At 56.1% G+C, this 23,432-nt stretch carries 18 protein-coding genes, 1 rRNA gene and 2 pseudogenes; 2 read left to right on the top strand and 19 right to left on the bottom strand.

Annotation, left to right across the window (positions count from 1 at the left end):
* The first annotated feature begins 83 nt into the window (after positions 1–83).
* Positions 84–199 (top strand): 5S ribosomal RNA (gene rrf, locus ALP40_RS18500).
* An 83-nt stretch (positions 200–282) separates the two neighbouring features.
* Here rrf and ALP40_RS18505 read toward each other — a convergent pair.
* The 7 genes from ALP40_RS18505 to ALP40_RS18535 all read right to left on the bottom strand — a co-directional run bounded on the left by ALP40_RS18505 (position 283) and on the right by ALP40_RS18535 (position 9,663).
* Positions 283–762 (bottom strand): SRPBCC family protein, encoded by a 480-nt coding sequence (locus ALP40_RS18505; protein WP_122209642.1) that lies wholly within the window; start codon positions 760–762, stop codon positions 283–285.
* 34 nt (positions 763–796) lie between these two features.
* Positions 797–4,255 carry a non-ribosomal peptide synthetase gene (locus ALP40_RS18510; protein WP_122209643.1) on the bottom strand — a complete coding sequence of 1,153 codons (3,459 nt, stop codon included), beginning with the start codon at positions 4,253–4,255 and terminating at the stop codon, positions 797–799.
* Positions 4,252–5,199: a diiron oxygenase gene (locus ALP40_RS18515; RefSeq protein ID WP_122209644.1), complete on the bottom strand. Its 948-nt coding sequence runs from the start codon at positions 5,197–5,199 to the stop codon at positions 4,252–4,254. Before ALP40_RS18515 ends, ALP40_RS18510 begins: the two co-directional genes overlap by 4 nt.
* A gap of 51 nt (positions 5,200–5,250) precedes the next feature.
* Positions 5,251–6,027, bottom strand: coding sequence for a DUF3050 domain-containing protein (locus ALP40_RS18520; RefSeq protein ID WP_122209645.1), 777 nt, complete (start codon positions 6,025–6,027; stop codon positions 5,251–5,253).
* Between the two features lie 786 nt (positions 6,028–6,813).
* Complete coding sequence (locus ALP40_RS18525) at positions 6,814–7,548, bottom strand: GntR family transcriptional regulator (protein ID WP_122209646.1); 735 nt, start codon at positions 7,546–7,548, stop codon at positions 6,814–6,816.
* Positions 7,549–7,858: 310 nt separating this feature from the next.
* Positions 7,859–8,869: an aldo/keto reductase gene (locus ALP40_RS18530; RefSeq protein WP_122209647.1), complete on the bottom strand. Its 1,011-nt coding sequence runs from the start codon at positions 8,867–8,869 to the stop codon at positions 7,859–7,861.
* 104 nt (positions 8,870–8,973) lie between these two features.
* Positions 8,974–9,663, bottom strand: coding sequence for an HAD-IA family hydrolase (locus tag ALP40_RS18535; RefSeq protein ID WP_122209648.1), 690 nt, complete (start codon positions 9,661–9,663; stop codon positions 8,974–8,976).
* Positions 9,664–9,997: 334 nt separating this feature from the next.
* Here ALP40_RS18535 and ALP40_RS18540 point away from each other — a divergent pair, with 334 nt between their 5' ends.
* Positions 9,998–11,479, top strand: coding sequence for a YdgA family protein (locus ALP40_RS18540; protein WP_122209649.1), 1,482 nt, complete (start codon positions 9,998–10,000; stop codon positions 11,477–11,479).
* An 88-nt stretch (positions 11,480–11,567) separates the two neighbouring features.
* On the opposite strand, the pseudogene ALP40_RS26220 reads toward ALP40_RS18540, so the two are convergent.
* From ALP40_RS26220 to ALP40_RS18595, 12 genes and pseudogenes are all read right to left on the bottom strand, one after another.
* A pseudogene (locus tag ALP40_RS26220) lies at positions 11,568–11,924 on the bottom strand (methyl-accepting chemotaxis protein); the annotation flags it as partial.
* Between the two features lie 555 nt (positions 11,925–12,479).
* Positions 12,480–13,415, bottom strand: a pseudogene (locus ALP40_RS26225) (FIST signal transduction protein); the annotation flags it as partial.
* A 361-nt stretch (positions 13,416–13,776) separates the two neighbouring features.
* Positions 13,777–14,868 carry an acyl-CoA desaturase gene (locus ALP40_RS18550; protein WP_122209651.1) on the bottom strand — a complete coding sequence of 364 codons (1,092 nt, stop codon included), beginning with the start codon at positions 14,866–14,868 and terminating at the stop codon, positions 13,777–13,779.
* Positions 14,861–15,997 carry a sterol desaturase family protein gene (locus ALP40_RS18555; RefSeq protein ID WP_122209652.1) on the bottom strand — a complete coding sequence of 379 codons (1,137 nt, stop codon included), beginning with the start codon at positions 15,995–15,997 and terminating at the stop codon, positions 14,861–14,863. The genes ALP40_RS18550 and ALP40_RS18555 overlap by 8 nt, the downstream gene beginning before the upstream one ends.
* Positions 15,994–16,632 (bottom strand): phosphatase PAP2 family protein, encoded by a 639-nt coding sequence (locus tag ALP40_RS18560; protein ID WP_259640731.1) that lies wholly within the window; start codon positions 16,630–16,632, stop codon positions 15,994–15,996. The genes ALP40_RS18555 and ALP40_RS18560 overlap by 4 nt, the downstream gene beginning before the upstream one ends.
* On the bottom strand, positions 16,629–17,912 hold the full coding sequence (locus tag ALP40_RS18565) for a F390 synthetase-related protein (protein ID WP_122209653.1): 1,284 nt from the start codon (positions 17,910–17,912) through the stop codon (positions 16,629–16,631). The genes ALP40_RS18560 and ALP40_RS18565 overlap by 4 nt, the downstream gene beginning before the upstream one ends.
* A complete protein-coding gene (locus ALP40_RS18570; protein WP_122209654.1) occupies positions 17,909–18,715 on the bottom strand; it encodes an MBL fold metallo-hydrolase in 807 nt (268 codons plus the stop codon). Before ALP40_RS18570 ends, ALP40_RS18565 begins: the two co-directional genes overlap by 4 nt.
* The gene (locus tag ALP40_RS18575) at positions 18,708–19,724 is read right to left on the bottom strand and encodes an NAD(P)-dependent oxidoreductase (protein ID WP_122209655.1); all 1,017 of its coding nucleotides are present in this window, start codon (positions 19,722–19,724) and stop codon (positions 18,708–18,710) included. Before ALP40_RS18575 ends, ALP40_RS18570 begins: the two co-directional genes overlap by 8 nt.
* Positions 19,721–20,728: a 3-oxoacyl-[acyl-carrier-protein] synthase III C-terminal domain-containing protein gene (locus ALP40_RS18580; protein ID WP_122209656.1), complete on the bottom strand. Its 1,008-nt coding sequence runs from the start codon at positions 20,726–20,728 to the stop codon at positions 19,721–19,723. Before ALP40_RS18580 ends, ALP40_RS18575 begins: the two co-directional genes overlap by 4 nt.
* A 395-nt stretch (positions 20,729–21,123) precedes the next feature.
* Positions 21,124–21,975 (bottom strand): hypothetical protein, encoded by an 852-nt coding sequence (locus ALP40_RS18585; RefSeq protein WP_259640732.1) that lies wholly within the window; start codon positions 21,973–21,975, stop codon positions 21,124–21,126.
* Positions 21,972–22,961, bottom strand: coding sequence for a DUF2515 family protein (locus tag ALP40_RS18590; RefSeq protein WP_122209657.1), 990 nt, complete (start codon positions 22,959–22,961; stop codon positions 21,972–21,974). The genes ALP40_RS18585 and ALP40_RS18590 overlap by 4 nt, the downstream gene beginning before the upstream one ends.
* On the bottom strand, positions 22,958–23,432 hold a 475-nt coding region (locus ALP40_RS18595; RefSeq protein ID WP_147478343.1), incomplete at its 5' end, for a DUF2345 domain-containing protein. The genes ALP40_RS18595 and ALP40_RS18590, both read right to left, overlap by 4 nt.

The following is a 23,432-nucleotide window of genomic DNA, read 5'->3' on the forward strand; positions in this document are numbered from 1 at the left end:
TACGCGGTGAGGGGTTTTGTCCTTTAGTAGAAGTCACCATTTTCGCTGACACGTTAGTCTTTAACGGATCGGCTACAGAATTTCTTGACGACCATAGAGCATTGGAACCACCTGATCCCATCCCGAACTCAGCAGTGAAACGATGCATCGCCGATGGTAGTGTGGGGTTTCCCCATGTGAGAGTAGGTCATCGTCAAGATTCAATTCCGAAACCCCTCATCGTTTACGCGATGAGGGGTTTTGTTTTTCTGCAGTAACGAAACCTGCCAACCCGCTTTCAACTCATGTGAACAGATTGCGCACATTACTCATGGCGCTGTCAGCGAACCCCTGCAAGAACGTTTCGAAAGCGGGTAACGCCTCAGGGCCTCCCTGATCGGGTTCGGCGATGATTGTCCACGTAGCGATGCACTTCCCATCACCAATGGCGTGCACAGTCATAGACGCCCACAAGTTGCCGACAGGCAGACTGGTGTGAATCAGTGACCAGGTGATGTATCGCTCCTGATCATCCCGGCTGTTCAACTGCTCAATCGCGAAGTTACCGTCCTTGAACAGCTTCTTGCGTACCGAGCGAACGCCATTGCCGGTGACCTCTGTATGTTCGATGGCCGGTATAAACGCCTGAAAGCCGCCGAAGTCGCCGACGACCGCCCATACACTGTCGGCATTACTCGAGATTTCCACTGACGAGGAAACACGGCACAGCGCAGGGTTCTTGATCAACGTGTCAGGCTTGAGAGCGTTGTGGATTGTGTTCATGTCATTCTCCATTTTGCTAAGTGAGTGAATCGACTCAGATGAAGTCGATTTCTTTCAGGTAATCGCAGCCCTTGCGCAGAAGCGCGGGAGTTTTCTGCGGGTACTGCTCGCCCATTTGGCGGATGCCAGACAGGGTGTTCTGGTACTCGATCATTGAGATATCCCCGATGTCCTCTTCAAAGCCATCCAGATAAAAACCAAGCACACCAAACAAGGCGTTTTCGCTGTCGACCCGGTTCAGTTGAGCCTGCCACTGAGCCACGCTGACCAACTCAAACTCGCGGCCTGCCTCGTGGAACGATTCCACGTAGTGGTTCCAGCTCAAGGGTTCAGGGTTATGCAAATTGAACACGGCGCGTTCGGGCTGGTAGCGACTGGCATGAAAGCCAATGAAGCGCGCAAGAAAGTCCACCGGCATCAAATCGAAGTTGATGTCGAACTCGGGAACCTGGCCCAACTGCAGTGACCCCTTGAGCATCAGCATCAAGCGGTTCTTCTGTGGCTGGCACACGCCGGTAGTGCTGTTGAATGCGATATTGCCGGGGCGATAGATGTTGACCCACACCCCCTGATCCCTGGCGCGTTGCAGGATGCGTTCAGCCACCCATTTGGAGAGGTTGTAGCCGTTCTTGATGTAGATCGGAGGGGTCTCGGCAGCCGGCTGCTCAAGCACATTTCCAGCGGCATCCACGGCGCTGCACGCAGATAACGTCGAGACGAAATTGAAGACTTTCTTGCTTTGCCCTTCACACAATTTCAGGCATTCGAAGACGGGAGCCACGTTGTCTCTGGCCAGGGTTTCATAATCCTGAACATGGTTTACGTTCGCCGCGTTGTGGACGAGTGCGCCGAAGTCTCTGTCCAGCCGTTCGTACACCTCGTCGCTCAAACCCAGCCGCAGTTGGGTGACATCGGCGGGATATACCGTCACCCGACTCAGGTCCAGATGGCTCAGCCTGTTTTGCGCCAGCGACTGTTCGAAGCGCTCCTGTGCGCTACACCCTGATGACTCACGCACCAGACACGCAATCTCGGTCGCGCCCCAGTCCAGCAACGCCTGAACAATGTGCACCCCCAGAAACCCGTTGGCGCCGGTGACAATCACTTTATGGACGTCACCCAAACGGCTGACCGGCAATGCCGTCAGATGAATGTCCGGATTGGCATCCAGCAACGCCTGGGGGCTGATGGTGTAGCTTTCGCCACCCTCACTGTCCAGAAGACCTTCCAGCGTGAGCACGGTAGGTGCCTCAATGAAACGGTTGATCGGAATGCTGCGCCCGAATCGTTCGCGTATCCCTAAGAGCATGCGTGACAGCAGAATCGAATGACCGCCCAGATTGAAGAAGCTTTCGTCAGTTGAAATATCGCTTGGCGGCAGCTCTAACAATTCAGCCCACAGCATCACCAGATGCTGTTGCCGCTGGGTGTCCGGTAAGCGACGAGTCTGTTGAGCGCTAAAGCTGACCGGTATGTCCAACAACGCTTTGCGGTCAATCTTGCCGTTATTGGCGAACGGCAAAGCGACCAGTGAGGTATACGCGGCAGGGTGCATGTAATCGGGCAATGATCGCTGCACGTGTGTCCTGAGTCCTTGCAGTGCTGCCTCCTCACCTCCCTCTCCATGTGGCTGGGCGACGAAAGCGAGAATGCGTCGCTGGGTGTCGATCACCACTGCGACCTGGCGATAAGCCTGGCTGGTACGCAGGCAGTGCTCAATTTCTTCGGGCTCGACCCGAAATCCGCGAATCTTCACCTGGTTGTCACGACGACCGCTCAGCTCAATGCCCTCAGCGGTCCACTTGGCCATGTCCCCCGTGCGATAGGCCCTCAGCGGCTCACCGTCCGGCCGCGTAAGCCGCACATAACGTTCCGCTGTCAGCTGCGGGTTGTTGATGTAGCCCAGGCAGACACCCGGCCCGACGATGTACAGCTCACCCTGAGTCTGCTGCGCCACGGGTTGCAGTTGCTCATCGAGAATCCAGACCTGGCTGTTGGCAATCGGTTGTCCCAGGTTGCGGTTACTGTGGTTCGGCTGAAACTCTCCCGCCGTGACCAGCACCGTGGCCTCGGTAGGCCCGTACAGGTTGTGGAACCGGCAGTGTTGGGTGAGCTGTGCAATAACGTGCGGTTCACAGACATCGCCACCGGTCACCACATGTTCAAGCCCCAGCGGTTGATCGAGTGGCAAAATACTCAGCAGTGCAGGCGGCAGGAACGCGTGGGTGATACCGGCTTTCAGTACGCTGACCAGTTGTAGCGGGTCACGGCGTTGATCTTCATCAGGCACTACCAGCTCGGCACCGCTGAGCCAGGTTGGGAAGATATCGATCACTGACGAATCGAAGCTGAGGGTCGAGAACTGCAGCACTCGGCTCTGCTGGCCCAGGCTCACATAGTCCGCGTACCAGGCGGTGAAGTGGCTGAGGTTGTGCTGACTGAGCAAAACGCCTTTTGGGTGACCCGTGGTGCCGGACGTGTAGAGCGCCATGCACGGCGACTCACTGTGAGGGTTAACCTGCCTGGCAGCAGGGGCTGTTTCGGAGATCTGCATGGCGGCGATGTTCAGCGCGGGAAACTCTGCGGCGGCCAAAGGATGCGAGCCATCGTGCAGGAGAAGTACCGCGCCTGAGTCGTCCAGCATGTACTGTTGCCTGGCGAGGGGCAGAGCTGGATCAAGCGGCAGATAAACCGCCCCGTAACCCAGAATCGCCAGAATGCCTGCATACAGCGCTACGGACTTTGGCAGGCAGATGGCAATGACAGGTGGCGTGTCAGCTTTACCTGCCTGGGCGATGAAAGGTGCCAGAAGACGATGAATCGCGGCACTGTGCATCGCCAGATGTTGATAGCTGAAGGACTGCCCGTGTATCGACAGCGCTGGCCGTTCGGCAAAGATATGTAACGCTTGAGTGAGCCGCTGGGTGAGTGATGTCTCGGCCAGATGCAAGAGGTGGGGCTGCTGCGTCTGATTAAGGCGGTGTTCGAACAGCAGCGCATCGATCGCCTGTAACCCTTCCTGATGCGCGCTTTGAGCGGGCTGTGCCACGGGCGTGTGGATGAAGCAGTCGCTGTCACGCGACAGTCTGCTGACCTGCAAAGCAATCAGGTCTACCCAAACGGCGACAGCCTCGTCGCGCAGCATTCTGCCGTTGCCTGAGGGGTGCGCTGGCAGCCACTCCTGCACGATCAGGCGTTGCGCCTTGGCTGAACCGTGCCAGCACAGCATCTCAAGTTGCGGTAACGAATGCGCATCGGCCTTGAGGCCTACGCGCAGGCTAAGCAGATCAGTCTGATCGAATGCCTCAAGTTGCGCGGGGCTCAATGCAAGGCTGCCGTCTTCAATCAATAGCGATACGTGGCGAGTCGTCCATGCGTGCAGCGCAGCCAGGTCGTGCAGGTGATGCACATCATGACCGTGCGCCTGCAGTTCAGTGTTCAGTTCGCTCAGGGTCAGGCTATGACCTATGAGCACGATCTCAAGACGTTTCATTGCAGCATTCCCTGGGCAGGCAAATAGTCGGCCAGCGCACGCTGCACGTCAGGGTCTTCCAGCATTGAGCTGCTCTTGAAAAAGCGCACGATGTTGCCGATCAAGGGGTGATGGCAGTTGATCGGAAAGCTGACCGCAAGGGTTTCGGCCCTGAGTGCCTGTTTGATGGAATCAGTAACGCGCAGGTGCTCAATCAGGGTGAAATCGAAGCCGTGCTGTATATCGCTGGTCAGGTACTGCGCGATGAACACCGGCATGATGGCGGCGATGCATTGGCGATCACGCTCGGGTGCCGTATGCCAGTAGATACGCACCAGGCGCGCCCAGAACCCGGAGTGACGACCCTCGTCCAGCAGGTGGTCGGCCATCAGGCCCTTGACCGATTGCTTGACCGAGTCATCTTTGGCAAAAGCCGCTACGTCGTTGGTCACCGTGTTTTCCGCGATGGCCACACAAATCAGTTCCACAGCGCTGCGCAGGTGCTCCGGTGCCAGCGCCAGTGCGGCCGGGATCGCTCGGCTCAGTTCGATTTCGCCAGGCAGCTCGATGGGCTCGATGCCAGTCAGCGCGATGGTCTGTTGCATGAAGTCCATCGCAACCAGCGCGTGATAGTCCTCATCGACCACTACCGTCATCGCGTCGTAGCGGCAGGCAAACGGGAACCGGATCGCAAAGTTATCCTTGGCAATGCTACGCGCGGTCTTGTCGACGATTTCGGTCTCGAAGATCACGACATCATTGATGAACTTGTAAAGACTCTGCACCAACGCGTAGTCACGCAAATGCGCACATTCGCGGCTGAAGGTCTCGCTCAGCACCAAGGCCTGGCGGCTGAGGGGGTAGATCAGTTTTTCATCGTTTTCAACGATCCTGCGAGGGCGGGTGCGAATGGTGGCGCGGCCTTCCCACGCATCGATGAATGACCTGTAGTCTTCTGCTTTCATAATGGCTTCCTTGTAGAGACGTGAGGGCCAACCCGTAAAGGTCAGCCGGTCCTAGGCGCTGGCTTGCATGAGCGGTGCGCGCATGCTGAGGCGCAGCGTGTCCCATAGCCGGACCCTGCTGTCCACCGCCGCAATGGCGGCCTGATACACCTCCTTCTCGCGCTGTGGATCGCCCGCCACCAGACGTGCCAGCAAGTGCTCTGCAGCGGGTCCGTGGTCTTCGGAATCAACTTCGATGTGGCGTTCCAGGTAGTAACGAAACGTGGGTGCCTGATCGCCAGTGATGCCCCAGTCGTCGAGGATGCTCTGGAACATTTGCGGGATGACGCTTTCTCGGCCATGCAGAAACGCGGCAGCGACACAGTGAGCTGAGGCATGCAGTGCCGTATCGAGGGTGTGCGTGACAAAGACAGACGCGGCTTGCCCTGCGTTGACGCGTTGCAGCGCGGTTGCGTAATGCACGCCCTGTTTCTGAAGCTCGATAAACCGTTCGATCTGCACCGTACTGGCACCGATCTCGCGCATTGCGTCCAGGTACAGTTCGAAATGGCTGTAGTGCCCGTGATCCAGTCGGTCGTCAGATTCCTCCCCCAGCACGATCTCGTTGATCAGCCTGGCGGCTGCGGCATCCGTCGGCGGCAGCCAGGGCAATTGGGTGCAGGTCAGTTCCTGTTGCAGACGTTTGGTGAGTGACATGAAGTCCCATACGGCAAATACATGGGTTTCCATGAAGCGTCTCAGCACCTCCAAAGAGGTAATCTCGGCAAAGATCGGGTGGCAACTAAGTTCCTGTTTCTTGTGGTCAAGTAATGTTTTTTGACAATGCATGGCGGGGTCCCTTATTCAGGCAAGGCGAATGGAAGTTTATCTGTCGGCGCATTGCGTTATTCAGCGTTACTTGAAGCCCGTGTCCACTCGGAATAACAGGCAGGCGAAAGTCTGTGCGTTGAAACGATTCACGATCGCTAACGTCATTATTCCGCAGTGCGGGGTCTAAGTGGCTCGTATGCGTGCGCCGGCAGCCTTTTGTTTCGTGGGCTCCACGTCATTGATGTGGTGATCACGCAGACTGCGAAGAAAAGTTAAAACACAACTAATGCCGCGTGCAATTACTTTATGAAATTATTTTAATCATCATTTTTATAAGGCGCAGCGATAGCGGCCTATATTATAAGTTTTAAGGATATAGGGATGTAAGCAACCCTTCCGGTCGTTAAGGCCAGAATTATAAATAATGAACGAATGCCTCGTTCAGCGTTGCCGTAATGCCGAACAATTAAAATGAGTATGTTTTTAGCGGGCGATATCGGAAACGACTTCCAATGTCTCTCTGCCCGTTGCACTGACTCCTTTTTCGTTGAGCTGATGAACAGATACCGCTGCCTCGGTGACGTGCAGGCAGCCGATCATGACCCAATGGACCCTCCGGTTGGATCCAGCATGATCGCGGTCGAGTTTGCCTTATTCCAGCGACAGACCGCCCGGCGGCTCGGGAAAATAGATAGAAAAGCGGTATGCAGGCGTTGCCTGATTCAAGCAAAAGAGGGTACGAATAGAAGCGGCCGCTCCAGCAGGCAAGCGCATGCTGGAGGCGAGGAGGGCTTTAGTACGGCGTTATGCCGTACTTTTCTTGCGGGGACGTGCTGTCTTTTCTGCGCTGGCTTTGTTGTTCAAGTATTGGGTAATGGCATGAACGCCGCGATTGAGGTGATGTTGCAGGGCTGCCACGGTTTGCTCGACCTCCTTTGCTTCTGCGAGGCGAAGCAATTCCCAGTGGTCATCTTGAGAGAGTTTCCCCAGCCCCATCGACGAAAGATTGAAACGCAGAAAACGTTCCTCTTCGTTCAAGCCTTCCTCGACCAGTTGCATCAGGCGCTTGCTGGTTGTTTTGGCATACAGCGACATGTGGAATAAACGGTTGAGCCTGCCGATCTGGGTGAAGTCGGTTTCAACTTCAAGCTGCTCGATGTAGCGCCTGGCTGCAGCAAGGTCTTCTGCGTTCAGATGTGGAATCGAAAGGCGCAGCGCTTCGGACTCCAGCAAAATGCGTAACGCGTAGGCGTCGACTGCATCTTCGGTAATCAGCGGAGCGACCACGGCGCCCTTGTGCGTCTCAACCCGCAGTAGAGACTGCGCTTCAAGTTGCCGCAAGGCTTCCCGCACGGGCATTCGGCTCACGCCAAACAGCGTCGCCAGTTCCTGTTGGCGCAACGCAGTACCGCTCGGCAAGCTGCCGTCGATAATCGCATTGCGCAGTTTTTCCTCGATCACGGCCCGGGCGACATTGGCCGCAGGCTGTTCGTTGCCCAAAACCGAGCTTAAAAAAGCTTCTCTATCTGATTTACGCATCACCACACTTCTTTATCAAACCGGCAGAATAGGATCCAATAAATACCTGGACTGCCAAGAGACTAGTCAAGACTTGCCAAGAAGTCGCGAGCGTAGGGGCATCTTCAATTTTTTTTACGCAGCACATGGGTCGCATTTTCGGTAAGCAGTCGTCGATACATTCAACGCTATCTTAGCGCCCATCGGGTCCGAGTACCGAATGAGCATTTATATACATATCGATTTTCAGCCCTGCTTTTTATGCCATCACGGGCTGGCCGGTCAACGCCAGCCGGTGATTATGCGTGCTTCAAGGACCCGTGCCGAAGGCTCAAGAGCGGGGCATACGTCCTGAGACAAAATGCTGAACGTCGTTGAAACCGGGTGTCGAGGCATGGCCGGGTGTGACCAGCGAGTCGATGAATGCCTCGTCTTGCGTGGTGATCTCGACGTCGAGCGCCTTGGTGTAGCCGTCCCACTGTTCTTCGGTCCGAGGGCCGACAATCGCTGAACTGACCGCTTGATTATTCAGCACCCAGGCAATGGCAAACTCCACCATGCCCACGCCTTTTTCCTGCACGTGTGCCTGAATACGCTGCGCGATACGCAAGGACTCCACACGCCACTCCGTCTCCAGCAGCCGCTTGTCCTGACGTCCGGCACGGGTGCTGCTGTCAGGCGTCACGTCGGGTGCGTATTTGCCGCTGAGCACACCTCGCGCCAATGGGCTGAATGGCACAACCCCCAAACCATAAAACGCAGCGGCGGTCATCTGCTCGGTTTCCGCCTGCCGGTTGACGATGTTGTACAGCGGCTGACTGACGACCGGCTTGTCTACGCCCAGACGCTGCGCGACATTGACGATTTCCGAGATCCGCCAGCCGCGGAAGTTAGAAACGCCCCAGTAGCGGATCTTGCCCTGACGTATCAACTCGCCAATGGCCGACACCGTGACCTCCAGAGGCGTGTCGTGGTCCTCCCGGTGCAGGTAATAGATGTCCACGTAATCGGTGTTCAGTCGGCGCAGGCTGTTCTCGATAGCGTTGAACACATGCTTGCGACTCAGACCTGCCCGGTTAGGAATATCGCTGGGTGCGCTGTAGCCGAGTTTGGTGGCCAACACCCAGTCGCTGCGACGCGAGGCAATGGCCTGACCCACCAGCTGTTCCGAACGGCCGCCGTTGTACACATCTGCCGTGTCGACAAAATTGACACCCTGATCCCAAGCCTTGTCGATAATGCGCAAGGATTCTTCAGCGCCCGTTTGCTCACCGAACATCATCGAGCCCAGCGTCAGTGTGGAAACCTTGAGGCCGGACTGGCCGAGAACACGATAATTCATATTTAACATCCTCCATGTCGTTCACGCGGGATCAGTCGGACATACTCGCGCGTTTGCCGAAGCGTTAAAAAGGTGAGTCGACTTCCGGTCGTACGTGAGGTGGTTTACCGGATATCCGGCAGTCCCCACTCGTTGAGCGAGAACTCGGCCAGCGATGAGATAACCAGGTCCGCATGTTCGTATTGTTCACGTGGCATGTGCGAATCCGGCACCGCGACGGCATACATGCCCGCCGCCTTGGCTGCGGTCACACCAAACGGTGAGTCTTCGAACACCAGGCAATCGGCGGGCGAAACGCCCAGTCGGCTCGCGGCAATCAGAAAGATATCCGGCGCGGGCTTGGCTGCCGTCACTTCCGGGTCATCAGCGGTTACTACCGTTTCGAACAGCTCGAACCAGGCGCGATGCAAGGTGGTCTTGGCGTGGAAGTAATGCACCGACGAACTGGTGCCCACGGCGATTGGAATGTTGTGTTCGGCCAGATGACGGACCAGCGCCTCGGCACCCGGCATGGCGGGCGAATGCGGGAATCGTTCGTCGAGCATTGGCTGGCGAATTTCGAGGAATTCTTCGGCTGTCATCGGCAGTTCGAGAGTCTGTGTCACGTACTCCGCAAAGTCGGTGGCACCTCGGCCGATGGTGTGCTGCTTGATCGCCCAGTCGAACGTCTTGCCGTGGCGGCTGGCGATGGCGTGAGTGACTTCGGTGTAGATGCCCTCGCTGTCCAGCAACAGGCCATCCATGTCGAAAATGACAGCCTTGATCGGGCCGCGTGGTTTCTGCGTAGCGCTCATGTGATTCCGTCCGGTTGGCAAATTCGTTTCAGCCTAACGTTTCCACGAAGAGCGTGGCTACCCCGGGTTTCGGTAATGGTGTTTTTACACGCACATTCGGGGCGGCTGTGCGCAACAAAAGGCACAAGGCCATGTCCAAAAGGCCTCATTAAGTGTTCCCACCCACAGAACTGGCCGAGAATGCTGGGCCGCCGGGAGCTGCCAGTGATAATCTCTCGCCACTTTTCGGCAGTGCTGCGGGCTCTGTCGACCCATGACTCACGCGTGTGCCTTCAGGCCCGGCGTCGATTCAGGGACGACCTCTTCTCATCAGAACGGACATCTTCGAGTCACTATGAATAAATCAGCAGGTATAGCGGTTGGCGTCATTGTCGTGGCAAGCGCGCTGGCAACAGGCGGCGCCTGGTACACAGGCACTCAGCTGGAAGGCGCGTTGAACGACTCGATAGGTCAAGCCAACCAGGAACTGGCGAAATCCTTCAAGGGCACCGACACCAGCGTCAAGCTGGAGATGGTTTCTCTTGAGCGCGACTTTTTCAGCAGTACCGCGCACTACCGTGTCGATATTCAAAACCTGTCCGATAGCACGCAAAATGGCGAGTTCCTGTTCGTCGATCACATCCAGCACGGTCCGATTCCGCTGTCCCGCCTGAAGACGTTGAACCTGCTGCCGGTCATGGCGCTGAGCAACTTCGAAATGGAGAAAAGCCCAAGCTCGGAAAAATGGTTCGCCATGAGCAAAGACGTTTCGCCGCTCAAAGGCCAGGCCAGTATCGGCTATGACCGTGCCACCAAAGGCTGGGTGCAGATAGCCCCCCTGGAAATGAACGATACCGACGGCACGTTCAAGTTTTCCGGCATGACCGTGAACGCCGCGTCTTCTGCAGATGCTCAGAAATTCGACCTCGACGGCAATCTCGACAACCTGCTGCTCAATGTCACCTCGCCCGACGGCCCGGTGAACATCGAAATCAAAGGCATGACGTTCGACACCGGCGGCACGAAGGGTAAATCCGGGTTTTACCTGGGCCACACCAACATGAAAATCCAGAACACCGCGTTCCAACTGGTCGGCAAGCCGCAGGTTCAGCTCAAGGATTTCACCAACACCAACCTGGCTCAGGAAGATGCCGGCAACTTCGCGGCGCAGGTCAGCTACGACATCGGCATGATCGCCTACGGTGGCAAGGACGTTGGCTCCGCTCACATGGGCATCAAGATCGCCAACTTCAACGCCGTGGCCACTCAGGCGCTGTATCAGCTCTACCAGAACACCATCATGCCGCAGCAGCAGGCCGCGATCCTGGCCGAGCGTCCGCTGCAGCTTGAGCTGACCCCCGCCGAGCGTGAGGTGATGAACACCCAGTCAAAAGTGCTGCTGGCCGGTAAGCCGCATATCGAGTTGGAAAAGCTTTCGCTCAAGACGGCCAACGGCGAAAGCCATATGAGCATCGCGGTGGACCTGACCGATCCGGGCTCGCTCGATCAGCCTGCCGATGCGCTGGTCATGAAGACGGTGGGCGAAGTCAACGCCAAGGTCCTGCTGTCCAAGCCGATGATCCGCGATATCGCGACCCAGCAAGCCCTTCGTGACGGTCAGACCGACTTGAAGGCCATCGCCGACCAGGCCAGTGCCGCCAGTGACATGGCCAGCGCGATGGCCGAGATGATGCAGCTGGCGAAGGTCGACGGCGATAACATCGTGTCCAACCTGCATTACGCCAACGGCATGGTCGATTTCAACGGCCAGAAAATGACCGTGCAGCAATTCATGGCCACGGTCATGGGCAAGGTCGGCGCGCTGAGCGGCCAGTAAGTCTGTCCGCGTAGCCCGGGCTGCAATAGCAGCTTCGGGCTACTTTCAGAAGACAGCGCGTTGTTAGCGGCGGTGCGAGCGTATCGCCCTATTGGGTAAGCCCCACCAGGGTATCCGCCAACTGACGTGTGCGTTGCGAAGTGCCCGCTGTCATGTCGCTTGACCCCTCCAGTTCGGTCAACAGCCCGGTCAGCGTCCCGACTTCCGTCGACTGCTCTTCGATATGTTGCGCGACTTTGCGGATCTCTTCTGCCAGCCGTTCGATATCGGTGCCAATGTCGTTGGCGTTCTGCGACGTTTTTTGCGCCAGTTGCCGAACCTCGTCGGCCACCACCGCAAAGCCACGCCCCATTTCGCCTGCGCGTGCTGCTTCGATGGCGGCGTTGAGCGCCAGCAGGTTGGTCTGTCCGGCGATCTGCTGAATCGTCTGCACCACCGACTGGATACGCAGGCTGGACTTGGCAAGTTCTCGCGAACCCGACACCACGTCGTCGGCCTGACTGACCAGGCTCTTGACCGTATCGCCCGCCTTGTCGATGACCTTCTCCTGATGAGTAATGGTCTGGGTCAATTCATCCATCGAGACGTGCAACTCGCCGGAGTAATGGCGCAGTTGTCCGGCAATTGCTTCCTGATCCTGATGAGCCTTGACCAGCACGTCTCCCAGATCGCTCAGGCCGCTGAACACCGGGCGTATCTGCTCATCCAGACCGCTGGGGTCGATGGATTGAGCGAAGTTGCGCTGTTTGAACTGATCGATCTGCTTGACCACCACGTGGCTCAGCCCCGCCAGTTTTTTGATCTGCCGACGCAGGAAGAACGCCTTGAATTCGCCGTAGTACGCGATGAAATTATCGATGTATTCGTCACGGAAGGACTGGCCTTCAGGTACCTTGAAAAAGAACACGGCGGTGAGCGTCTGGTTTAGGTTCAGCCCGAGAATTTCCCCGAAGGTCGAAAAGCCCACGACAGGCGTGTCTCCGAACACGTCATTCATTCGGCCCAGTTCGCTGCCGTTGTTCAAGCGACGCAGAATGCAGTCACTCAACAGGCCCAGCAATGGTTTGCCCGACTTGCCCTGCAGGAAGCGGGCGAAGTCCTTGCGCGTGCTGTCGATCATCGACGTTCGCTTGACCATCACCAGTTCCTCACCCGGCGCGACGTCGCAGAACAGATGAACCCGCTCGCTCTCATAGTCAATTCGGGCGATGGAACGCACGAACAATTCCTCGCCCACCCGGATGGCGAACGAGTACTGCGCCAGCTTGCTCTCCAGATCACGCCGTTCGCAATGCAGCGCATCGCACAGCGCCGCCACCATTGTGCTGATCTCGCCGCGTGAGTTGACCACCTGACTGATGTAACGCTCTTCCAAAGACGCCGTCAGCACGCTCAGGCTCAGGGACGTCGGCTCAAAGTTCTGGCTCTTGAACACCCCGAAGCGCACATGCTTCGCGCTCTTGAGGAACACCACCTGCGCATGGTTTTCGTAACTGCGTTTGCCGTCATGAATCAGCGTTTTCTGAAAGTCGCCCTTGCCACCGGCAGACCCACCGACGAACAGACACGGAAAGCGTCCGGACTCGTACAGCGCCTCCATGAAAAACGATTCCGACGCCGACAATCCGTCGAACGTGACATAAGCCAGCGTGTCTCGATGATCAATGGGCGTGCTCACTTGCGTGCGCTTGATCGAGTCGGTCAGCCGCGCAATACGTTCACGCATGGACAGCCGTGTGCCCGAGCCGCGAATGTCCTCACTGTGCAGCGGAATATGCACCACCTCGGCACTCTTGATCACGCTGGCGTCGAAGAGCGCCAGCACGATCCGGTCCCATTGATTGCCAGCGGCGCAATACAGCGAGTCGTTGCTCGAACACAACTCGCCCGACGTCGTACACAAGCTGATCTTGGCATTGGGGAAACGCGCCGCCACAGATCGCGCAACCTGATCGAAATCGACATGGGGCGAGACAAAACCGGTGAGGTAAACAGGGTCGAAACTCAGGGCCGAAAGTTTGGCAGTCAGCTCGCGGGCAGAGGTAATGACACTGAGAACGCCGCCGGTCCTCGTGGCCGCCGGTCCTCGTGGCCGTGGTCCGTAGACGGGATAGAAAGCTCATGGCTGGGTCCGAAGAAAGAAAAAAGCAGAGGCCGCGCTGGATGCGGTCCGATACTGTTTCATCGGCTGGGAGGGGGATCAGCTGAGTGCTAATGGCGAAGAAACTTGTCCAGGCAGACAGTTTCTGACCGTCGGTATTGCTGCATTGCCCAATGCCATCGAATGGCTCGGTGCGTCACGACTGATTCATCTCGCATTGCTCAGGTGGCTGCCCCATGCGTCTTAAGAATTGTTGCTGCTGACTGATCAGTTCGCGATAACCGATACAGCGATAATCCATTCCGTGTTCAACGGCCAGCTCGGCGATGATTGACGCCAGGGCAGGGTAGTGGCGGTTGCTCCAGCCCGGGAACAGGTGGTGCGTGAGATGGAAGTTCAAGCCGCCGATCAAAGGGTGTAGCCAGCGTGGCGATGGCTGCCAGTCGCAGGCAGTGGCGAAGTTGTGGCGGTACCAGCCGTGGGGCATTTGGGCAGAGTCGGGGGCAGGGTAGAACTCGGCCTCGGCCCAGTGAGTTCCCAACAGCAGAAACACCACCCACAGCGAAGCCATCGTCTGACTTAACAAATAGGCGATCAGCACGGTCGTCCAGCTGCCGTCAAACACCAGTAAGGGGATCACTAGAACCAGCAGCAAATGAGTGACCTTGCTGGCGACGAACACCGGCCATCCCGGTAAAGTGCGTCTAGCCTTGAGCGGTGTTTTGCCCAACCGGTCAGACCAATCGAAGATCCAGGCGATGTAAGGAAGTGACAGTGCGGCAATTAGCGGCCAGTACAGGTGCTGATAGCGCATGTGTTTACGCCATTGTTGATAAGGGGTCTGCCGGAATACACCGTTTTCTTCAGTGTCCAGATCGTAGTGTTCGATGTTGGCGTAGACGTGATGAAACTCTACATGCCGGACTCGCCAGTAATCCGGGTCGATGCCCAGCGGCAGCGTTGCCAGTCTCCCCACCAGCCTATTAGCCCAGGTTGCACGCAAAAATGAGTTATGCGCTGCGTCGTGAAATACCATCACGTTGAGCAGCATGCCCATCATGACAAACATGAAGTAGCAGCCGATGAATGCCCAGCCTGTGTCCTGCACGAGTGTCAGCCAGTAAAATCCGCCGCACAGCACTGACAGGATCAGAGCCGAGGCCAACTGCCAGCGATTGGCATAACGATGGCCTTGGCCCAGGTAGCGACGCGCTGCCTGTTTGAGGGCGTGATGAAAGCGCTGCTCGTCATCTGCAGGAAATTTTAGGGGCGTCAATGAATCAGCCATGAGGTTTACCCGCTGCATCTGCACCCATGACGGTCTGGCTGCGAAAGACCGTGCCAATCAACATGCCATGAACGGCCAGTGCAGCCATAGGCACTTGCCAGTAGGCTTGCGACCAGCCGAAATACCCGAGAAACAACATGGGAATGCCCACGCTGACTAAAAGCCAGACGGACATACCCCAACGTTTCGCGTCGCTCATTGCGCCCAGCGCCACCGACCCCAGGACCAAAAACAGAAACAAAATGATCTGCGGACCGTTGATGTCGCTGTAGCCATACCCGTACTGATAGATGTAACCCACGACCAGCGTAAACAGCAGCAGCGCGCCACTGAGTACGCTCATACTCGAGTGACGAAGTACGTTGGAGGGGCGGGCGGATGGGCCTCGCAGGCGCAGGTAACGCATGAACGGCACGTTGCTGGCCCAGAACGGATTGGAAGATGAGCGAGCGCCGCCCACGCCGAAGACGTAAGGCGTTTCAGGGAGACGGGAGAACGTGCCGAACAGTTTGTCCCAGAAGATGAAAGTGCCACCGAAGTTCTTGTCGGAGTAAGCCCTGTCCTTCACGTGGTGAACACGGTGGTGTGCCGGCGTCACGAGCACATTTTCCAGAATGCCCAGTTTTGGTGTCAGTGCACTGTGGTTAAACAGTTGCATCGAGTAATGCAGGATCGAGACAGTCACGAAGACATGCAGCGGCACACCCAATATGGCCAGCACTATGAAGAACGGAATCGATGTAAGCGAGGAGTACCAAGAGTTACGCACGCCCAGCGACAGGTTGAAATGTTCGCCCTGATGATGCACCAGATGCACAGCCCACAGGACGCCGAAATAGTGGTGCAGCCGGTGCAGCCAGTAGAAGCAGAAATCCCATGCCAGCAGGGCGAATGCCCACATTAGCAGCGGCGGCCAGGTGTCGAGCAGCCCTAGACTGAAATGCGTAGCCACGAGGCCGTAGAACGCCACCTCCAGACCCCGGAACAACCACAGCATGATGTGCCCGGAATTGAGGTTGAACACCACGTCGTGCCAGTCCACCGGGCGCCGCTGAACCCAGCGCAGTATCATCGCTTCGCCCATCACAACGACCAGCATGATCGCAATTGGAATAGCTAGGTCGCTCATTGCAGATCCCCCTTGAGTACGCTTTTTCTGCTCTCCTCAAACATCTTCACCAGCCACCCTGCGAGCACCGCCAGCAGCGCACCGCTGAGCACATCGATGAACAGATGTCGACGCAGTTGCAGGATCGACCAGGCGATCACAGCAACCCACACAACGAACAGCACGGTTCTCACTGTACGCCTGGCGGCGCTGATTCCCCAGGCGGCCAACACCATCAGGGCCATGTGCAGTGAGGGAAGGCAATTCTGGGAAGAGTCCACCCACGTCAGGAAAACCAGCATTGCGGAACTGAGTGTCGAGCCTTGATCGACTGGGTAGACCAGAGTTGTAGGCCACAGCATATAAACCATGCCTGCGCCCAATGCGGTCAGGCGCATGGATCTGGATAACCAGCGAACCTTGTCCTGCGGGGCCAGCAGATACCCCAGCGGGATTACGATAAAAAACGACATGTACAGCCAGACTGCATGGGGACTGAAGGCGATCATTCGGTCCAGCGCTGACGGCTCCATCACGCGCCCTTTGCCTTGTAGCACCCCGCTCAGGGTGTAAACCAGCCCGACGGTGCCCCAGCCGAGAAACATATGCCACAGCCTGAACAGCAACGGACGGTCGAGCAGCGCCGAATTGATCATGCGCATGCTTGCCGAATGATACGTCGCCGCTTCTGATCGAACTGCGGCATCACGTTTTGAACTGTCAGTTGCCAAGTCAGTTGGTCGGTGGCGATGCCCTGTTGTCTGAATAGCATGACGAGTTGCTCATGGCACCGAGCCAATTCTTCCTGCGTGCAATCTACGATCAGGTGCAACTGGGTGTCTGTCTTTTGAACCAGACGGTAATCACTGGTCAGCGGCAATGTATTGGCGACCGCACGGCTGCACGCGTCGGCGAAAACGGTCTGCATCTGTCCGTGCCTGTTTGGCAATAGCAACTGGTCATCGCGACGGCCTTCGATTCGGGCGATGGCCATCGAATGTTGACCGCATGGGCAAGGCTGCGACTGTCGCACCAGAATGTCGTCCAGTCGGTAGCGCACGATGGGCTGTGTGCTGCGTGTGAAATCGGTGATCAGAGGCGTGAACCGATGCTCATCGATCCATTGCGGCTCTATATGCACGAACTCCTCGTTCAGATGTAGCGTGCCGTGAGCGCAGGTAGCTGCCAAAAAGCCCTCGGTAGCCTGATACACCTCGCCGACTTCTTGAAATGTTCTCTGCAATAATTCACGGTCCTGTGCATCCAGCACCTCAGCGACAGAGATCACCTTCTTGACGTTAAGCCGGACCTGTCCAGCATTCACGGCCAATGCCAGAGCGCGCAGCACTTGTGCGGGCGCGACAATGATGGTCGGCGCCTGCGCTTCAAGGCGCGGTAGTTGGTCCGCAAAGGACGCGAACAGGTCGTAAAACGCCAGGCTCAGCCAGTGGTTATCGACACTCTGATACAGGTTGTTGTCGGCGCGTAGAAACAGTGCCACCCGCTCCCCTGCAAACAGACCGTCAGGCAGCATTTTGGCAAGCATTCCGCCGGCCCAGATCTGCTGTTCCCGAGGACCGACTACAAAGACGCCACGCTGTCCCGACGTACCCGATGACAGCCCCACACTGAACCTGCCAATCCGCGGTGTGAAGTCCCGCTCGGCCTCGCCACGACGGGCGCACGCCAGAAGTTCGTCACGTTTGAGTCCGGCGGTGTTCATCTGATCGAAGTTCGCCATCATCAACGCCTTGTCCATTACCGGCCATGCATTGATCGACCGCTCGAGGTATGGCCGAAAGTAAGGGCTTTTCGCCAATACCGTTCTGGCGAACCGTTGCAACTGCCGTGTCTGGAATCTCTCCAGCGCTTCGCGACTGGAAAAGCGCAGGCGTCGGGCACGCCAGTAGTGCCAGAGCGTCATGACCGGAATCACAAGTCGCCCTCGTGGCACAGGCGAATATCAACATGGCCCGCTGTCCATAATTGATTCAATTGGTTGAGCGTCCGGTAATACGTCTTGCTGTCATCCATCAACACGTTGGCGAACACCGATGGCCCGCGCAGCTCCTGATAACTGAGCGGGGACCACGCCGAGTCGCTGGCCAGCAGCGTCCAGCCGTCATCCGTAAGAATGAACGCACCGATATGCCCCGCAGCATGGCCGGGCAAGGGCACCAGAATGATTTGACCGTCACCCCCCGGCAATTCATAGCCTTCTAAGAACGGGGCCAATTGTTCAGGCAGGCTGACGCGCTCGAGGCCTTCCATGAACCGCAGGGACGCCTCGAAACACTCTGGAATCAGGCCGGGTACGAACGCCCGTTTCAGCGCTGCAATTCCGCGCAGTGGACGTGTTTTTTGCCAACCTTCGCCTGAACAGATGAAGTCCATATGAGGGAAATCACGCAGGCCAGCAATATGGTCAGCGTGGAAGTGGGAAACGATCAGCCCCTGAATGTCGTTCGCGGCATAGCCCGCTGCGCGCAATTGCTCTATCAGCGTTTCGCCTGTTTCCAGATACACCGGCGTCACTTGGCTGTAGACACGAAAAATGCCTGACTGAGTGTGCTTTTGAAAGTGGTTTGCGTAACCCGTGTCCCATAGCCATCGCCGGTCACCAACTTCCAGCAGATATGCTCTCGACGGAAATTTGCACACCCGCATGCCTGCACCTTTCAAGGCCATGCAGCCAATGTGCGTGCAGTAACCTACTTCGAAGGTCGTGATTTTAGCCATTAAGGTCAACCCGTTCAGCGTTCAGCCATTGCCCTGTCATCCGGATGCCTTCTTCCATCGAGTACAGCGGCTGATAGCCCAGCTCCTCGATGGCTCGGGTCTGGCTCAGGGTCATGTCGTAATTAACCGCGCCCACGCTGTAGCGCGTCAGCGGGGGTTCCTTGCCAGTGAAGCTGGCCAGCGCTTCGAGTACTGCGGCCAGCGAATGCAGCAAACGATACGGTATGGACTGCACGCGATAACGAAGCCCAAGCTGGTCGTGCAGTAAAAGCTGCAACATATCCACCAGGCGCTGGGGCTGATGATTGGTGATGTTGTAGGCCGCGCCCGACACCAGACCGATCCTACGGCTCGCCAGATCCATCGCATGGACAACGTTGAGCACGAACGTCAGGTCCAGCACCGCCTCACCGCCTCCGGGTAATCGCAAGACGCCGTTGTCGCGTTCGATCTGACCCAGGATGCGCGGAAGAATCACTCGGTCGTGGGGGCCAAATAAGCCCCGCGGCCGAAGAATCACGAATGTGGTCTTTGGATGACGTGGTATCAGGGCCTGAATGGACTGCTCCGCCAAGTACTTGCTGCTTGCGTAATGGTTGGCGAATCGACGTGCGCGGTAACCCTCGTCGACGTGTCTGTGATGCTGGAAATCAAAATAGATCGAAGGCGTAGAAATATGCACAAAGCGTGATACGCCACAGCGACCTGCCGCCTCGGCCAGTTTCTCCGTGACCATTACATTAGCGTCATGAAACTGCGACTTTCGGCCCCACGGCGATGACTTGGCTGCACAGTGCCAGACGACGTCACAACCAGACATCAACTGCTCGCATTGACGCTCTGTCGCTTGCGTGAGGTCCAGTGCGGTGAATGCAGCGCCTTGCTCGCGCAGCAGGTCACCTACTTCTTGATCACGTCCGGTCGCATGCACCTCATGACCCGCGTTCAGCAGCCAATGCGCGGCATTGCGTCCCAGCCCGCTGGTCGCACCTGTCAGCATCACCTTCATGGCAGCAACACCATGCCGGCCAGCGTCAGGCCAGCGGCTGTACCAATCAGCATCACGGGCTTGCCCGGCTCGAAGCGGCCGGTGGTCATCGCTGTGTGCAGCGCAGTCGGAATCGAAGCCGACACCTGGTTGCCATGCTGTCGATAGATATCTACCAGCACATCGGAGGAGACGTGCAGACGTTTGCGCATGTGCTCCAGCGACAGGTGACTGGCTTGATGGGGGACAACCGTCGCGATCTCGGCCAGGGTCACGCCGCTGCGGGTCAGCAAGCGCGCCATATAGTCCTCGATAAGCGCTGCCGCCTGACGAAACAGCTGCTTGCCCTTCATGTGAAACAGAAAATCGTTGTCAGTGATCCCGGTACTTGGGTTGCACCGTGTGCCGCCTGCCTTGATCTCACAGAGTTCGCTATCCTGCGGATAGGTTTCGACCAGACTACCCAGGATGCCGCTGTTGCCGTCGCCCCGCTCGACAATTGCGCACGCGGCACCGTCGCCGAAAATCAGCGAGCTTTCCTCATCTGCCCAATCGATTCCCCTTGAAACCAGGTCTGACGAGACAATCGCAATTCGCCGATAAGCCCCTGTGTTCAATAACCCGGCAGCGACCTGCAAAGCGCTGATGAAACTGACGCAGCTGCTGTTCACGTCAAAACCGGGGGTTCCTGACGGTAATCCTGCCACTTTCAGAATCAAGGCCGCCGTGCACGGTAATGCCTGAATGGCGACAGCCGATGCCGAGATCAACAGATCTATCGAGTCCGGCGAAATATGGCTTCGTGTCAGAGCGTGGTTGAGCGCCGACGCAGCAAGTTCCGCCTGGCTTGCATCGCGACTTGCATGAAATCGATGATGCACTCCGGACCGCTTCTCGACATAGCCCGGCGGCTTGTTCAGACGCCGATCAAGCTCACAGGATTCAACCCGCCCAGGCGGCAACGCCGCGCCGGTCGCGATGATTTTCAGAGGTAACAAGCCTGCACGAGGGGGGAGTGCAGTCATGGGGAATCGGGCCTTGCATCCATACGAAAAAATTCCTGGATGTTCGCGTGTTGAACATTGAGGGCCAAAGCGCGGTAGAAAGTCAAAACAACGAATCCGCAGGCTCATCGAGAGAGAAGTACGGTCTTTTGAGCAACTAATACCGAGGTCAGAAACGCTTGCCTATGGACGGGTTTCAGTCTTGCTCGCGTTTACTGCTATCAGGTCGTAGGCGTAATGGGATGTCAGGATGCCGTGATTACCGTTGTTTCTCAACTGTTCAGTCAGGCGGAAAGGCTGCTCTATGCATATCGTGGGCTGTTTTATTCCGATAAAGACGAGGCTTCCGATATCGCGCGTCCCGTGAGTCGATTTGTGAGTTTTAGGGGTTAGGAATGTGATCACGAACACATTTCTTAATACAGTAATTTGATCTCAGGGTTTTGGTAACGTTGATCAATGGAAATTCCCGATTGTATCAAACGCTCTTCTGCAACCTCGCGTTGCGATGCAAGCTTTTTTAGCATGTTGGGCAATAGTTCGGCCAGTCGCTCGCGATCTGCATAGTCGAAGTATTCGGAAAAAAATCTTTTTTCAGATTTGAAGGTCAAAGTGAAAAGGTACGTGCCTCTCTCCAATGGTTCGCTGTCGCTATTTTCTCGCTGAACGCTGAGCGTAAGATATTCATTGTCTCGGTAAAGAAACCAGTCATTGGTTAATGGCATCGAGCGCCACATTTCGGTTGATAATCGTGTTGTGGGATCAGTCCAAGGCCCCGTTAAGACGGGCTTTCCAAGTACTTCGTTAATCGTATTGAACTTGTTTATTTCCGTCCCGGGAACTCTGGGTTCTCCGAGTCGAATATAACGTTTCCATCCTGAAGCTTGGAGTTTCGCCAAAAGTGTGTAGAACTCCGACTCTGCATCGCTGTGCTTTGAATCTTCTGGTGGCCCCACCGGACTCAGATTGATGAGCTCAATGTTATGAGCATCCTGCTTATATACAGGCACTGAAAAAGCAAAAACATCCTGAATGTCAAAGGCTTTTTTGCCACCTAGTATCAAGGTCAAAAAATCGCCGCTACGCGTAGGCTTTCTGTACCGATACCAGCAAAGATCGGCATCACATTCACTGGACAGTTCGGCACCGAGTTCTTGTTTGACAGACTCGATGGTGTTGCCAATCCACAGTTTTACAGGCGTTCTTTTATTCATTTCATCTTCGCATCCAGATAACAAAAAAAGAGTAAGGCACAAAATAAGCCTCATGTGCGCTCGCTCCATCCGGCAATCGTCGTGATGGACGCAGTCATATAAGCTGCTGCAGAAAACATTTTTTCATGGTAAGTGTTCGCGATTTCAGTAATAAATGCCATTCGATCTTTTTTATTATACAGATCGCCTGTTGTCATGACCTTGTCCAGCGCTGAATTGTTTGTCTCGCACGCTGTGCTCAACGCTGCCAAGCGGCGCGGAATACCCCAGTTGCCTTCTACAATAGATTGTGAATCAAGAAGCCTTCTGAATACAGAGTCTTCGTAAATTAAAGGTTGCAGTATTTTAATCTGCTCGTGCCTCGCAATTGCCATTAGCGACTGAAACTGCAAGGCTCTGCGGTCTGACGTAGTAGTGGCGGCTTCAGTTTTTTTTATGAGTTCGAAGCCTTGCCTAAGATGATCTGTTACTTTTAGGGCGTTAATTTTAGGGATAGCAATTTTAACCCACGGTAGCTTTTGAAAAGCAGCAATAAAGCGATCATCGTACTCATTAAAGTCTCGAGCCTCAATACACTCGTTGAACTGCTGCGGAAAGTTTATGTAAAACCAATGCCAAACGAAAATATCTTGAAACAGCCAAAAATTGCCCATGCCCAAGAACTGCTTTGAAAGGTCCAAGGATAGATCCATAAAAGGGACCATTCTCATTTTGGTCTGCGAGGTATAGTCCAATGCACACATGACTTGCTTGCTGGCAAACGCAGCCAGTCCAGTCCAGTAAAAGCGCCCCTTTAGTTCGGGCTTTCCATTTTTTTCCAGCTCAAGATAAATACGAGCGTAGTTGCCCGCGATTCGGGCTGCGCGTGCTCCAAAATCAGCGATAAGCTCATAGCGAGCTGGCTGTGTGCACTCAATGCGGGTTTTTATGCACAGACGCCGTACAGCCACCTGTTGCCCTAAAGACCAAAGCTCGGTACAACCAGGGTTAAGGTCGTTGATGGAGCATGTTCTGGGATTGAGTTTGAAATCCTCCTTCATGATTTCTTACTCGGCACATATTGATCGGCCCCGGGAGGAACGACCAGATCATCGGGGATGAGTGTAACCTTGCCGCTACCTGGGTTATCACTGAAAAAACGCGGAGTATTCCCATCTTGATCAGTGAAAAACACTTTTTTCCCTTCGCCAGGTACGTCTACTTCTACGGCTACGTTTTCCAAGGGGATGCCATGGCGAGTCATCAAGCGGTTCTGCTCGTCATAAAGCCCCGACGGAACGCTGACCGGTAATTCTGTATTCGAATAGTCCATGCTTGCAGGCCCGCCAAGAGCCTTTTTAGCACCTTTAACATCGATGGTTCCTGGTGCGTGTACCTCGATGTTTCCGCGGGTGATTCGAATATACGCACCGCCGCTGGTCAGTAATATTTCCTTTTGAGCAGACATCTCCACCAACTGGGCCAATGACGTAATTTTCATCGCCTGCTGCGCCGTCAGCTCCATCGCATCG

Source organism: Pseudomonas viridiflava (assembly GCF_003702045.1).
Classification (GTDB): Bacteria; Pseudomonadota; Gammaproteobacteria; order Pseudomonadales; family Pseudomonadaceae; genus Aquipseudomonas; species Aquipseudomonas viridiflava_C.

Excerpts from the sequence above, each read along its gene's own strand:
- ALP40_RS18505 (WP_122209642.1), bottom strand. The coding sequence starts at position 762 with ATGAACACAATCCACAACGCTCTCAAGCCTGACACGTTGATCAAGAAC.
- ALP40_RS18510 (WP_122209643.1), bottom strand. The coding sequence starts at position 4,255 with ATGAAACGTCTTGAGATCGTGCTCATAGGTCATAGCCTGACCCTGAGC.
- ALP40_RS18515 (WP_122209644.1), bottom strand. The coding sequence starts at position 5,199 with ATGAAAGCAGAAGACTACAGGTCATTCATCGATGCGTGGGAAGGCCGC.
- ALP40_RS18520 (WP_122209645.1), bottom strand. The coding sequence starts at position 6,027 with ATGCATTGTCAAAAAACATTACTTGACCACAAGAAACAGGAACTTAGT.
- ALP40_RS18525 (WP_122209646.1), bottom strand. The coding sequence starts at position 7,548 with ATGCGTAAATCAGATAGAGAAGCTTTTTTAAGCTCGGTTTTGGGCAAC.
- ALP40_RS18530 (WP_122209647.1), bottom strand. The coding sequence starts at position 8,869 with ATGAATTATCGTGTTCTCGGCCAGTCCGGCCTCAAGGTTTCCACACTG.
- ALP40_RS18535 (WP_122209648.1), bottom strand. The coding sequence starts at position 9,663 with ATGAGCGCTACGCAGAAACCACGCGGCCCGATCAAGGCTGTCATTTTC.
- ALP40_RS18540 (WP_122209649.1), top strand. The coding sequence starts at position 9,998 with ATGAATAAATCAGCAGGTATAGCGGTTGGCGTCATTGTCGTGGCAAGC.
- ALP40_RS18550 (WP_122209651.1), bottom strand. The coding sequence starts at position 14,868 with ATGGCTGATTCATTGACGCCCCTAAAATTTCCTGCAGATGACGAGCAG.
- ALP40_RS18555 (WP_122209652.1), bottom strand. The coding sequence starts at position 15,997 with ATGAGCGACCTAGCTATTCCAATTGCGATCATGCTGGTCGTTGTGATG.
- ALP40_RS18560 (WP_259640731.1), bottom strand. The coding sequence starts at position 16,632 with ATGATCAATTCGGCGCTGCTCGACCGTCCGTTGCTGTTCAGGCTGTGG.
- ALP40_RS18570 (WP_122209654.1), bottom strand. The coding sequence starts at position 18,715 with ATGGCTAAAATCACGACCTTCGAAGTAGGTTACTGCACGCACATTGGC.
- ALP40_RS18575 (WP_122209655.1), bottom strand. The coding sequence starts at position 19,724 with ATGAAGGTGATGCTGACAGGTGCGACCAGCGGGCTGGGACGCAATGCC.
- ALP40_RS18580 (WP_122209656.1), bottom strand. The coding sequence starts at position 20,728 with ATGACTGCACTCCCCCCTCGTGCAGGCTTGTTACCTCTGAAAATCATC.
- ALP40_RS18585 (WP_259640732.1), bottom strand. The coding sequence starts at position 21,975 with ATGAGGCTTATTTTGTGCCTTACTCTTTTTTTGTTATCTGGATGCGAA.
- ALP40_RS18590 (WP_122209657.1), bottom strand. The coding sequence starts at position 22,961 with ATGAAGGAGGATTTCAAACTCAATCCCAGAACATGCTCCATCAACGAC.